This is a genomic window from Promicromonospora sp. Marseille-Q5078, assembly GCF_050315395.1.
Classification (GTDB): Bacteria; Actinomycetota; Actinomycetes; order Actinomycetales; family Cellulomonadaceae; genus Isoptericola.
Genome location: NZ_JBNPQG010000001.1, coordinates 3,844,997 through 3,857,689 on the forward strand (window position 1 = coordinate 3,844,997; position 12,693 = coordinate 3,857,689).

Annotated in this window: 11 protein-coding genes; 2 read left to right on the forward strand and 9 right to left on the reverse strand. The window is 76.3% G+C overall.

Annotated elements, in window-relative coordinates; all coding sequences use genetic code 11:
* Positions 1 to 27: 27 nt before the first annotated feature.
* Both ACQFYA_RS17680 and ACQFYA_RS17685 read right to left on the reverse strand, forming a co-directional pair.
* Positions 28 to 4,416 carry a S8 family serine peptidase gene (locus ACQFYA_RS17680; protein ID WP_499126338.1) on the reverse strand — a complete coding sequence of 1,463 codons (4,389 nt, stop codon included), beginning with the start codon at positions 4,414 to 4,416 and terminating at the stop codon, positions 28 to 30.
* 165 nt (positions 4,417 to 4,581) lie between these two features.
* Complete coding sequence (locus tag ACQFYA_RS17685) at positions 4,582 to 5,025, reverse strand: OsmC family peroxiredoxin (RefSeq protein ID WP_499126339.1); 444 nt, start codon at positions 5,023 to 5,025, stop codon at positions 4,582 to 4,584.
* 188 nt (positions 5,026 to 5,213) lie between these two features.
* Here ACQFYA_RS17685 and ACQFYA_RS17690 point away from each other — a divergent pair, with 188 nt between their 5' ends.
* Positions 5,214 to 7,115, forward strand: a complete 1,902-nt coding sequence (locus tag ACQFYA_RS17690; protein ID WP_499126341.1) for a DUF4012 domain-containing protein — start codon at positions 5,214 to 5,216, stop codon at positions 7,113 to 7,115.
* Between the two features lie 170 nt (positions 7,116 to 7,285).
* Positions 7,286 to 8,029, forward strand: a complete 744-nt coding sequence (locus tag ACQFYA_RS17695; protein WP_499126343.1) for an LPXTG cell wall anchor domain-containing protein — start codon at positions 7,286 to 7,288, stop codon at positions 8,027 to 8,029.
* A gap of 43 nt (positions 8,030 to 8,072) precedes the next feature.
* On the opposite strand, the gene dtd is transcribed toward ACQFYA_RS17695, so the two are convergent.
* The 7 genes from dtd to ACQFYA_RS17730 form a co-directional block, all read right to left on the reverse strand.
* A complete protein-coding gene (dtd, locus tag ACQFYA_RS17700; RefSeq protein ID WP_499126345.1) occupies positions 8,073 to 8,498 on the reverse strand; it encodes a D-aminoacyl-tRNA deacylase in 426 nt (141 codons plus the stop codon).
* Positions 8,495 to 9,532, reverse strand: coding sequence for an asparaginase (locus tag ACQFYA_RS17705; protein WP_499126347.1), 1,038 nt, complete (start codon positions 9,530 to 9,532; stop codon positions 8,495 to 8,497). The genes dtd and ACQFYA_RS17705 overlap by 4 nt, the downstream gene beginning before the upstream one ends.
* Positions 9,533 to 9,548: 16 nt before the next feature.
* On the reverse strand, positions 9,549 to 9,881 hold the full coding sequence (locus ACQFYA_RS17710; RefSeq protein WP_499126349.1) for a DUF2516 family protein: 333 nt from the start codon (positions 9,879 to 9,881) through the stop codon (positions 9,549 to 9,551).
* Between the two features lie 10 nt (positions 9,882 to 9,891).
* The gene (locus ACQFYA_RS17715; protein ID WP_499126351.1) at positions 9,892 to 10,317 is read right to left on the reverse strand and encodes a type II toxin-antitoxin system VapC family toxin; all 426 of its coding nucleotides are present in this window, start codon (positions 10,315 to 10,317) and stop codon (positions 9,892 to 9,894) included.
* 32 nt (positions 10,318 to 10,349) lie between these two features.
* Positions 10,350 to 10,649, reverse strand: a complete 300-nt coding sequence (locus ACQFYA_RS17720) for a type II toxin-antitoxin system Phd/YefM family antitoxin (RefSeq protein WP_499126353.1) — start codon at positions 10,647 to 10,649, stop codon at positions 10,350 to 10,352.
* Positions 10,650 to 10,801: 152 nt separating this feature from the next.
* Complete coding sequence (locus ACQFYA_RS17725; RefSeq protein ID WP_499126354.1) at positions 10,802 to 11,584, reverse strand: ABC transporter permease; 783 nt, start codon at positions 11,582 to 11,584, stop codon at positions 10,802 to 10,804.
* Positions 11,581 to 12,609 carry an ABC transporter ATP-binding protein gene (locus ACQFYA_RS17730; RefSeq protein ID WP_499126356.1) on the reverse strand — a complete coding sequence of 343 codons (1,029 nt, stop codon included), beginning with the start codon at positions 12,607 to 12,609 and terminating at the stop codon, positions 11,581 to 11,583. Before ACQFYA_RS17730 ends, ACQFYA_RS17725 begins: the two co-directional genes overlap by 4 nt.
* Between the last annotated feature and the right edge of the window lie 84 nt (positions 12,610 to 12,693).

Sequence of the window (12,693 nt, forward strand, 5' to 3'; positions counted from 1 at the left end):
ACCTCGCCCGGTCGTGGGCCGCTCCTGTCAGGGGAGCGCGGGCAGGTCCAGGAGCGCGACGCCGCCGCCGGATCCCATGTACCCGTACACGAGCACCGTCGAGCCGTTGATCGCGAACGGGTCGGTCGGATAGATCACCTGCTGGTCGACCATCCGCCCGACGTCGAACAGCTTCCCGTCCGCGTCCCACACCACCGGCGTCACGTCGTCCGGCGTCGGCTGGGCGCTGCCCAGCACCAGCCCCTCGTCGGTGATCTTGTACGCGGTGCCGTCGAACCCGAGGTCGGGCAGCCGGCGCATCCCGCCGTCGGCGGTCCACACGAACGCGTCGTGGCCCGACCGGCCGACGACGTCGCCCGCCGCGTTGATGCCCTGCGCGACGGCGTCCCACATCCGCGGCAGCACGCCGAGGTCCTGGACCTCGCCGTCGGGCGTCCAGCGCACGGCGTGCGGGATGCCGTCGTCGCCCAACGAGGTGCCGACGACGTACCCGGCGTCGTTGATCGCGAGCGCCTTCGTCGCGCTCGGGTCGTCGCCGAGGTGCGGCAGCATCCGGAACCCCTCGCCGTCGGTCCAGACCCACGGGTCGGAGTGGCGGCGGGTCGCCCCGTCCTCCACGACGTCCTGCAGGGACGTGCCGACGACCTGGACGCCGTGGGCGTCCGTCGCGTCGTTGAGGTCGTACGCGTAGGTCTGGCCGTAGTCGCGGGCCTCCGGCACCCCGAGGCCGACGCGCGCGCCGTCCGCCCGCCACAGGACCGCCGTCACACCCCCGGCCCTGAGCAGCACCTGACCGGCGGCGTCGCCCGCCTCGTTGATGCCGTAGGCGGAGCCCATCCGACCGTCCGGGCCGACGTCGAGGGTCGTGCGACCGCCGTCCGCCGTCCACAGGACCGGGGTGGTCACCGCCGAGATCTGCGCGTCACCGGCCACGACGCCGTGCGAGTTCATGTCCGCGCCGACGAACGGACGGTCCGTGCCGAGCACCTCGGCCTGCGGGGTCCGCACGGTCGCGACCCGCACCTCGGCGCTGCCGACGAACCCGCCCGCGGCGTCGACCAGCGGCACCGAGCCCACGAGGGCCCGCGAGCCGAAGGGGTGCGCCACGGCGGTCACGTCGACATCCAGGTCGAGCGTGTCCCCGGGGGCCAGCTCGTGGGTGCCGCCGTCGGCGACCGTCAGGCTGCCGAGCGACGGGGAGAACAGCTTCTCCACGTAGTCGAACTCCACCCCGGCGGCGGGCACGGAGGTCCCGGAGACGACGACCGCGTACGAGCCGGGCTCGGGGTCGCGCACCGTGATCCGCTCCACCCCCGGGCCGATCTCCTGCGCGCGGGCGACGACGCGGCCCGTGGCGATGTGCCCGAGCAGCACGTCGACGTCGGCGCCGTCCGCGAGCGGGGTGACGGTGAGGTCGAGCAGCGTCGCGTCGCGCGGGACGTCGACGCGGTTCTGCACCGTGCCGCCGTCGGCGACCGCGCCGCGCAGGGTCACCGTCCGTCCGAGGGCACCGGCCGCCGGCCGCGCCTCGACGGTGCCCCAGGCGTTGGTCGCCGTGAGGTCCACCTGCTGCGGCGTCTGCACGTCGAGCGCGTCGAGAGTGACCTCGGCCGGCTCGAACGTGACGCCCTCGAGGACGGCCCGCACGCGGTAGCCCGGCTGGGGCGACGACGCCACGCGCGAGCCCTCCACGACCAGCTCCCAGACGCCGGCCCGCGGCCGCTCGTAGGAGTGGTTCGCCGGGTCGCACGCGTCGGTCGCCGTGTAGCAGGCGGTGGGCGCGTCGACCGGCATCCCCACCGGGTCGAACGCCCGCACCCGGACGCCGGACGCGGGCGCGCCGTCGGCCCCGGCGAGCGAGACCTGCAGGTTCTGCACGCCCTCGGGCACGGCCACGAAGACGGACTCGGCGCCGCCGCGCGGCACCCGTCCCTTCGCCGTCACGGCGCGCGCCGGGGCGGCGGCGACGTCGGCCGCGACCACCGTCAGCGGCACCACGTGGTCGACGCCGGGCGTCAGCGGGTCGTCGACCCGCAGCAGCGCGGAGTGCAGCCCGGCGGTGCGGGGGTGGGCCTGCACCCGGAGCGTCGTCGCGTCACCGCGGGCGAGGCGCACCAGGGCGGGGACGTCGAACGTGCCGTCGTCGCCGACCAGCGTCAGCCGGTGCAGGCGCGCCCTCGACGCGCCCGAGGTGCGCGTGACCTCGACGTCGTAGGTCGTGCGCTCGCCGGGGGCGAGGCCGCCGTCGTCGGCCAGGCAGCGGTCGTGGACGCCCGCGCCGACGCCCGGCGTCGCCAGCGCCCCGGAGAGCGCGGTGCACACCGGCGCCGCGACCTCGTAGTCGGCGTGCTGCGGCTTGAGCACGCCGTCGACGACGATGCGGCGCCACGCACCCGGCACGTCGACGACGCCCGCGCCCTGGGCGGCCACCTGGACGCCGTCGATGAGGTCGGCGCTGTCCACGACAGCGCTGCGCAGCCCCGCGGAGCTGACGTCGAGGCGGGTCGCCCTCGCGGCGGAGCGCAGCAGCGCCACGTCGCCCGCCACCTGCGGCGACGCCATCGAGGTGCCGTTCAGCATCCCGTACCCCGCGGGCAGGTCGTAGCCGGTCTCGGGCACCGACTCCCCCGCGAGCCACGTCGGGACGGTGGAGACGGCGGCGCCGGGCGCGCTCACCGTCGGCTTGAGGGAGCCGTCCTCCGACGGGCCGCGCGCCGAGAAGGGGAACAGGCCCAGATCCGTGGGCACGCGGGACCCGTAGTCCGCGAACCAGGTGTCGTCGCTGACGGACGCCGCGACGCTGATGACGCCGTCGCCCGTGGAGGGCGGCGAGACGGTGTTCAGCCCCGGGCCGTCGTTGCCGGCCGCGGCGACGATGTCGACGTCGTACGTGTCGACCAGCTCGTCGTACAGGCGGGCGATGGCGCTCGAGCCGTCGTTGAGCGGCACGAGACCGCCGATCGAGACGTTGACGACGTCCACGTCGTGCTCCACGACGAGGTCGATCATGCCCTCGGTGAGCGCGACGGACGTGCACCCGCCGGACCACGTGCAGGCGCGGGCCGAGACGATCTGCGCGCCCGGCGCGGCGCCCCGCATGTCGCCGCCCAGCAGGCCGTTGCCGGCCGCGATGCCGGCCACGTGCGTGCCGTGCTCACCGGCGACGACGCCGAGGTTGACGAAGTCGCCCACCTTCCCGACGTTGACGCCGCCCAGCGGGGTCAGGTCGACGTCCTCCCGGTAGTCGACGGTGAACGGCATGCTCTCGACGACGTCCGTGGACGGGTCGTCGGTGCCGAGCTGCCCCACCTGCCGGTCGACGCCGTACGGCAGCATCGCCGTCTCCTCGACGAGGTCGCCGTCCGCGTCGGAGTCCACCCGGATCTCGTGCGTCGCGGGGTCGTACAGCAGGGCGAACCGGTCGGACGTGTCGCCGTCGCGGTTGAGGTCGCCCCGCGCGTCGGACGCCGCCGACGCCGTCTCGTTGATCGCTGCGATCGTGTACGCGCCCTCGGGGGCCGTGTACTGGATGCCGCCGTACCGGAACGAGGGGCCCGTGACCTTGGTCGTCAGCTGCTTCCACGTCCCGTCACCGTCGACGATCGGGTCGGTCGCGGTGAACCAGTCGAGAATCTTGGGCTTGCCGTCGGTGGTGGTCCGGAGCGCGGGGTGCGACAGGTCGACGCCCGTGTCCAGCACGCCGATCACGGTGCCGCGGCCGTCCCACGTCCGGTGCGCGTTCGTGAAGCGGACCGCGCCGGTCTCGGCGACCGGCAGGTACGGGTTGTCGGCGGGGGTGTCCGCGGACGGCGCGTCGGGGGTGTCGGCGTCGGTCGCGGCCGACGCTGCGGTGGCGCCGTCGTCGCCCGACTCGAGCGGCGTGGGGTCGGGGACGCGGAGCTCGCGGTCGAGGTCCACCGCGAGGACGTCGCCGCGGCCGGCGAGGGTCGGCACGTCGTCCGTCGGCACGGTGGCGCGCACGTAGCCGAGGTCGCGGTCGGACCGCCCCACGACGCCGCCGGCGCCCTCGACCGCGTCCTCGACGGCGGGTGCCCGGTCCGGGTCCACCGCGAGGAGCACCGTCACGGTGGCGTCGTCGGACGCCTGCGCCTCGCTGAGGAGCTGCTGGTCGGCGTCGCCCAGCTTGGCGTCGAGCGCCGCGGCGTCGTCGCCCTCGACGACCGGCACGAAGCCCTCGTCGGGGTCGCCCGTCGCGTACGGGTCGTCGGGGGCGTGGTCCTCGAGGACGCTCTGCGCGGCCTCCTGCGGGGAGACGAGCGCGTCCTCGTCCCCCGCCGCGGTGGCGGCGGACGGGGTGAGGCCGGAGACGGCGAGTGCCGCGGCCGCCAGGACGACGGCGGCGCGCCTCGCGCGCACGGTCCCGGAGGCCGGCACGCGGCGGTACGACGGTTTCATCGGAGCTCCTCGTGTGAAGGGGTGCTCCGAACGCTCCCGGTGCCGCGTCGACCCGGTCAACGACCGGGGACGGCGGATCCGCGCCATGGCGCGAACTCGCCAGGCGCACGCCGAGGGCCGCCGTCCGGGTGGACGGCGGCCCTCGGCGTCAACCAGGTGGGGGCGTCAGCCCTCGAAGGTGACGTCGAGCGAGATCTCCCCGACGCCCGCGAGCGCCTTGGAGACCGGGCAGCCGGCCTTCGCGGCCTCCGCGGCGGCGCGGTAGGCCGCGGCGTCGATGCCGGTCGCCGAGCCCACCACGGTGAGCTTGATCTTCGAGATCTCGAGGCCGCCGCCCGCCGCCGGGGTCAGCGTGACGTCGGCGGTCACGTCGGTCTTGCCGGGCGTGCCGCCGGCGTTCGCGACCTCGAGCGAGAAGGCCATCGCGTAGCACGACGAGTGCGCGGCCGCGATGAGCTCCTCCGGGCTGGTGACACCCTCCGCGGCGTCCGCCGTACGGCGCGGGAAGGAGACGTCGAACGCCCCGACGCCGGAGCTGGCGAGCTCCACCCGGCCGGAGCCCTTCTGGATGTCGCCGTTCCACGCGGTGCGTGCGGTACGGGTGGTCATAGGAGATCTCCTTCGTGCTCCGGGACAGGTCCCGACGACCGTAACCCGCAGCCGCCTCCGATGACAGCGACCTCCCAGGTGGTGGCGGTCACTCCCCTGCCGCCGACGCGTCCTCGTCGACCGGCGCGCACCGACATCACCCGCAGATTCATCCCTCCGCCGGGTCCGCGCGGACCTACCGTGCGGGGATGACCGTCGACACCGGCCCGGCGCCCACGAGGTCGGACCCTCCCGCGCGGGCGGTCCGACGGCGACGGCGTGCCGGCCGGTGGGTCCTGCTGGTCGCGCTCGTGACCGTGCTGACGGCCGCGGTGTGCGGCGCGCTGCTGGTGCGGGACGCGCTCGTGGCGCGGACCGCCCTCAGCCGGGCCGCCGAGCAGGTCCCCGTCGTCTCCGAGGAGCTGCGCGCCGGCGCCCGGTCCGAGGCGGACGGGACGACCCCCGCCACCCTGGCGTCCTCGCCCGCCCTGGCGGAGCTGCGGCTCCAGACGTCGCTCGCCCGGGAGGCCACCGACGGCCCGCTGTGGTGGCTCGCCGCCCGCACGCCCGTGATCGGCCCGACGGCGGGCGCCGCGACGGACGTCGCCGTCGTGCTCGACGACGTGACCGACGAGGTGCTCCCCGGCCTCGCCGACCTCACCGACGCGGTCGCCGCGACGACCCGCACCCCGGGCGGCGGCATCGACCTCGAGCCGCTGCGCGCCGCGGCGCCGGGGATGGCGACGGCGCAGGCGTCGATCGACGCGTCGCGCGACCGGCTGGACGACATCGACCCCGACGACCTGCTCCCGCAGCTGGTGGAGCCGGTGACGACCCTGAGCGACCGGGTCGACGAGCTCGCCGCCGCCGTCGCGACCGGCGACCGCGCGGCCGCGCTCGGCCCGGCGATGCTCGGCGCCGACGGACCGCGCACGTACCTGCTGCTGAGCATGAGCACGGCCGAGCTGCGCCAGGGCGGCGGCATCGCGGGCGCCCTGACGCTGGTGCGCGTCGAGGACGGCCGCGTCCGGCTGGTGCGCCAGGTCGCGGCCTCGGAGGTCGGGCCGTTCCGCAGCCCCGTGCTCCCCCTGTCCGCCGACGACGACGCCGCGTACACGGGGCGCCTCGGCATGTTCGTGCAGGACGTCACCGCCACCCCGGACTTCCCGACGTCGGCGGCGCTGGCCGCCGAGATGTGGGCGCGCGCCCAGGGCGATCAGGTCGACGGCGTCCTCGCGACCGACCCCGTGGCGCTGTCCCTCCTGCTCGCCGAGTCCGGCGCGGTCCGGGTGCCGCTGTCGGGCCCGGTCGCGGAGGCCCTCGGCCGCGACACCGTCGAGCTGACCGGCGACAACGTCGTCGACGTCCTCCTGCGGCGCGTCTACGACGTCCTCGACCCCGAGACCGCCGACCGCTTCTATGCCGAGGCGGCGGCCGCCGTCCTCGCCCGCGCCATGTCGCCCGACGTCTCCCCCGGCGCCCTGCTCACGGGCCTGCAGCACGCGGCCGGCGAGCACCGGGTGCGGGTCTGGTCGGCGGACCCGGAGGAGCAGGCGCTGCTGGCGGGCACCCTCGTGGCCGGGTCGTTCGCCGCCGAGCCCCGCGCGGCCGACGCCGTGGGCGTGTTCCTCACCGACCATGTGTCGGGGAAGATGTCGGCCTACCTGGACTCGTCGCTGAGCGTCGTCGGCTCGGAGTGCACCTCCCGCGGGCGGGTCGACACGATCGAGCTGGAGCTCGCGTCGAGCGCCCCTGAGGACGCCGCCACGTCGCTGCCGTCGTACGTCGCGGGCCTGCCCGGCGGGGCCAGCCCGCCCGGCACGCTGCGCCTGGGCGTGACGGTGTCGGGGCCGCGCGACGGGGCGGAGCCGCGCGTCGAGCGGGACGGGTCGGCGGTGGGCGGCGAGGCCCGCACGACCCACGGCCGGCCGACCCAGTCGGTCACCGTGGTCCTCGCGCCGGGCGAGCGCACGACGCTGCGGCTCGCCGTCCCGGCCAGCGTCGACGGGGACGGTGACGGCGGCACGCCGTCCGGACGGCTCGAGGTGTGGTCCACCCCGACGACGACCACGGGCGGCCTGCTCGACGTCGAGGTCCCGACCTGCCGGTGACGCCGGTCGGGCGGAGCCGTCGGGGGACGTCGCCGGGAGGCACCGGCCCGAGCGGGTGAATGCGCGCCCTGCCAGCGGTTTCACCCGGCCGCAGCGGGGACCGGTGTGCCCTCGCGCCGTTAGCGTGACGCCACAGAAGGCCCAGCGCACCGCCCCGAGGAGTCGACGACATGGCCCAAGCACGCTTCGCCGCCGGCACCGCCGTCGGTCTGCTCCTGGGAGCGGGCGCGCTCCTGGCCGCCGTGGCGCCTGCCGCCGCGAGCACGGACCCCGCCGGCAGCCCCAGCCCGAGCGCCAGCACCACCGAGTACCCGCCGCCGGAGGAGCCGACGCTCACCGCGGAGATCTTCCAGCCCGAGTGCGACGGCGACGTGCCGTACCTGCGCTACGCCGTCACGGCCACCGGCACGGAGAACACCACCGTGACGATCACGTGGCTCAACCCGTCCGGCGACGACGTCGTCCAGTCGGGCCTTCCGCTGAGCGGCCGCGTGCTGTGGCCGGGCGCCGCGGTGGACGCGGCGGGCGCCCCGGTCGACTGGCCGGGCTGGCGCCTGGAGGGCGGCACCTGGATGGAGGGCGACGAGTTCGACTGGGTGCGCCCGTCCGTGGACGTGAAGCTCCAGGTGAACCCCGAGCTGACGCTGACCGCCGACTACCCGCCCTCGTCCCCGAGCTGCGCGACGGACCCGCCCGGCACGCCGACCACGCCCACGGGGGGCGACCCGACGTCGGGCACGACCGTCCCCGCCGCCGTGCCGGTGGAGAACCCGCCGGCGGCCGCGCCACCGACGTCGGGCTTCCTGCCGCAGACGGGCGCCGGGGTGGCCGGGCTGGTCGTGGCGTCCGCCGCGCTGGTCGCCGCCGGCGGCGTGGCCGTCGCCGTCGCCCGTCGCCGCCGCACCGAGCACTGACCCAGCACCGAGCACCGAGCACTGACCGCCGGTCAGGGGCTCGTCAGGCCTCCAGCAGGACGGTCACGGGGCCGTCGTTCACCAGATCGACCGCCATGTCGGCCCCGAACCGCCCGGTGGCGACCTCGAGCCCCCGGCCGCGCAGGTCGGTGACGACGGCGTCGACCAGCGGCTCCGCCACGGGGCCCGGCGCGGCCGCGTTCCAGGTGGGCCGGCGCCCCTTGCGGGCGTCGCCGTAGAGCGTGAACTGGCTGACCACCAGCACCGGGGCGCCCTCGTCCGCGGCCGAGCGCTCGCCGCGCAGGATGCGCAGCTCCGCGATCTTGCGGGCGACGGTCGCCACCTCCGACGGGCCGTCGTCGTGCGTCACGCCGACCAGGGCGACCAGCCCGGGCCGGTCGATCGCGCCGACCACCTCGCCGTCCACCGTGACGCTGGCGCGCGTGACGCGCTGCACCACCGCCCTCACGCGGCGTCTCCCGGCAACGTCGGGCGCACCGCGCCGACCGGGGCACCGCCGCCGAGCACGGGGGTGGCGCCGACCGCGTCCAGCGCGGCGAGGTCCGCGCCCGCGACGGCCGCCGCCCCCGCCGCGCGCACGGCGGCCGCGAGGATCGCGGGGCGCGCCCGGTCGCCGCCGTCGAGGATCTTGAACGCGACGGCCGACCCGTCGGGCAGGCCCGCCGCGCACACGCCGTCGGCACCGATCTTCGCGATCGTGCCGGGCACGGCGGTCATGACCAGCGTGTCCTCGCGGCCCCGGCCCGCGACCATCTCCGGGTGCGCGGCCATCGCCCGGGCCACGCGCGCGGCGCCGGGCTCGTCGTCCGCCGCGCCCGACCCGGCGGCCGCGAGCCGTCCGAACGACCGCGCCAGGCCGAGCACCGACGTCGAGAACAGGGGCGCGCCGCACCCGTCCGTGGTGGCGTGCGTGCCGGCGTCGTCGCCGCCCGTCAGCTCGACCACGGCGGCGCGCACGCCCACCTGCAGCGGGTGCGCGGGGTCGAGGTACGAGTCCGTGGCCCAGCCGGCCGCGACGCAGGTCGCGAGCATGGCGGCGTGCTTGCCGGAGCAGTTCTGGACGTTCCGTTCCGGCCCGCGCCCCGACTCCTGCCAGGCGAGCGCCTCGGGGCGGCCGAGCGGCAGGTCGGGGGTGTTGCGCAGCGCGGACTCGTCGAGCCCGGCGCCGGCGAGGATCTCGCGCACCCCCGCGAGGTGCTCGGGGGCTCCGCTGTGGCTGGCGGCGGCCAGCGCGAGGAGGCGGTCCGGCAGGTCGAGGCCGGCGCGCAGCAGGGCGAGCGCCTGGAGCGGCTTCACCGACGAGCGCGGCCAGATCGCCGTCGCCGGGTCGCCGAGGGCGACCCGCACGTCGCCGCCGGGCCCGAGCACCACCAGGTGCCCGAGGTGGACCGACTCGACGAGGTCGCCGCGCACCACCTCCGCGAGCGGCACGGCGCCGCGGGCGACGGGAGCGACGGGCGCGGGCACGTGCGGAGCGGTCATCTCGCCGTCCGCCATCTCACCAGCCGCCCGTCGGGCCCTGGGGGCGACGCCCCCCGCCGGTGCCGTACGGCTGGATCTTCGGACGCACGTCGACCCAGTAGATGATCGCGGGGGTCACGGCGATGACGTTGAAGAACGACGTCGACGTCATGTACGTGGGCGGCAGGCCGAGCAGCCCGATGATCGCCGCGACGCCGAGGATGATCAGCCAGATGTTCTTCTTCAGCTTCCCCTCGGAGACGTAGGCGCGGGCCGGGCGGCGGGCGGCATCGACGAAGGCGACGAGCTGCACGACGAACACCACGAGGGCGAGCGCGCCGAGGACGAAGTACTGCAGGGCTCCGAACACGGGCCCGAGCCTACGGGAGGACCGTGAGTCGGCGGGAGCGGGCGGCCCCCGCGACGTGCTCGTCCCACGCCGCGACGACGGTGTCCTCGTGCGCGACGGCGAGGGCGCTCGCCACGTGCAGGGCGTCCGCGCCGCGCAGCGGCACCGGGCAGGAGGCGAGGAGGTCGGCGGCACGCTCCGAGACGTCGGGCGTCACCTCGATCGTGTGCAGCGCAGGGCTCAGCTCGTCCCACAGCGCCGCGCCGCGCCGCCGCGCGAGGGGGTCGAGCACCCCGGCGCGCTCCCCGGCGGCGAGCGCGGCCCGTACCTCGGCGTCGGCGATGCGGGAGCTGACGACGACGTCGGCGCGGTTCCACAGCGCGCTCGCCAGGCGGGACCCCGGCTCGTGCACGCACAGCTTCACCAGGGCGCTGGCGTCGAAGTAGACGAGGGCCATCCTTCTCCGTTCTTCTCGCCGGTCGGGTCTCGTCAGCGCCGGATGCGGCGCACCAGGTCGGACATGCGCGACGCCGGGCGCGACGCGGGCCGGGCGCCCGGGCGGGCGACGACCTCCGCGTCGTCGTCGGGCACGGCGTGCACGGACCGCTCCGTCGCGGCGGGCGTGAGCAGCCCGTCGCGCACCAGCCCGGCGACGAGGTCCGCCGTCGCCACCCCGGACAGGCGCGCGACCGGCACCCCCCGTTCCGTGATGACGATCTCCTCGCCCGCACGAGCCTTCTCGATCCACGACTTCAGCTCGGCGCGCAGCGCGCTGACGGAGACCTCCATGACCGACGACCGTACCGTCTGCACCCCGCCCGGGACAGGCACCTCACGCCGAGGTAGTTCCAGATCCGCCGAGGTAGTTCGTGACATCCCGTCACGAACTACCTCGGCGGCGTCCGAACTACCTCGGCGGATCTGGAACTACCTCGGCGGGGTCAGGCGGCCCGGCGGTACGCGCGGAACGCCAGGGACGCCAGCGCCCCCATCGCGGCGACGGCCGCGGCGAGCAGCCCGAGGTGCAGCCACACGGTGCCGGGGTCGGCGAACCCCTGCAGGGCGTCGCGGGCCACGACCACCGCCCAGTCGAACGGGTTGTAGCGCGCGGCGGTGGCGATCCAGTCCGGGGCGAGGGCCGGGTCCATCACCGCCGAGGAGAGGAACATCAGCGGGATGGTGAGCAGCTGCGAGACGCCGATGAGCGCCTCCTGCTGCCGGGTGAGCAGCGCGACGGCGCCCGAGAGGGCGGCGAACAGGCAGCTCAGCAGGGCCACGGCGACCAGCATGACGAGCACGCCCGCCGCGCCGCCGGGGAACCGCGCGCCCCCGAGCCACGCCACGCCCACGACCACCAGCGCCTGGGCGCACCCGAGCAGCGCGTACCAGGCCATGGTCGCGGCGAGCAGCGCCCCGCGGCTCGTCGGGGCGGAGAGGAAGCGGTCCATGACGCCGCGCTCCATGTCCTGCACGAAGGTCGTGCCGGCCCACGCCGCGCCGCCCATCGCCGTCATCATGACGACGCCGGGCGTGAGGTACTCGAGGTAGCTGACGTCGGCCCCGCCGGCGAAGCCGGGGATCTCGATGACGGACCGGAAGAGCTGCCCGAACAGCAGCAGCCAGATCATCGGCTGCAGCAGGTTCATCACCATGAACACGGGGATGCGCACGCCCTGGCGGGCCTGTCGCCCGGTGAGGAGGGCGGCCTGCGTCACGGCGCTCATGCCGCCACCCCCTCGGGCTCGACGCCCGCGGCCGCCCGGTGGGCGGCCTCCAGGCTGCGGCCGGTGTGGCGCAGGTAGACGTCGTCGAGCGTGGGCCGCGAGAGCCCCGCCGCCCGCACGCCCAGGCCCGCGGCGTCGAGCGCCGTGAGCAGCGCCGGCAGCGCGGTGGCCCCGGCGTCGGCGCGTGCCCGCAGCGTGCGGCCGTCGGCCGCGGCGTCGACGACGCCGGGCACCCGCGCGGCCACCGCGGCCGCGGCCGTCGCGCCGGCGGGGTCGTCGAGCTCGACGGTGACGCCGTCGCCGCGCAGCTCGTCCTTCAGCGCGTCGGGGGTGCCGGTGGTGACGACGCGACCGGCGTCCACGATGACCACCTGGTCGGCGAGCCGGTCGGCCTCGTCCAGGTAGTGCGTGGTGAGCAGGATCGTCATGCCGTCACCGGCCGCCATCCGCTCGATCTCGGCCCACATCGCGGCGCGCGCCTCGGGGTCGAGGCCCGTGGTGGGCTCGTCGAGGAACAACACCTGCGGGCGGTGGACGAGGCCGACGGCGACGTCGAGCTTGCGCGCCATCCCGCCCGACCAGGTCTTCACCAGGCGGTCGGCGGCGTGCGCGACGCCGAAGCGCTCGAGCAGCTCGCCGGCCCGGGCCCGGGCGTCCCGGGCGCCGAGGCCCTGCAGCCGGCCGGCCAGCACGAGGTTCTCGCGCCCCGTGCCCATCGGGTCGGTCACGGGGCGCTGGGCCACGTAGCCGATGGCGCGGCGGACGGCGCCGGGGTCGCGCACGACGTCGTGCCCGGCCACGCGGGCGCTGCCCGCGTCGGGCCGCGACAGCGTGGCGAGGATCTTCACGGTCGTGGACTTCCCGGCGCCGTTGGGGCCGAGCAGGCCGAGCACCGTGCCCGGCGCGGCGGTGAGGTCGAGGCCGTCGAGCGCGCGCACCGGGCGGGCGCCGCGGCCGGAGCCGTAGGTCTTGGTCAGGCCGGCGACGTCGATCGCCGGTGCCTGCCCCTTTGGGGTCGTGGACATGTCTCCTCCATCGGTCGGAGGGTCCGGCGCACGCCCTAGGGTGGGAGTGCGTCTCGTGGTGCGGTCGTGCACCGGACCCGAGCC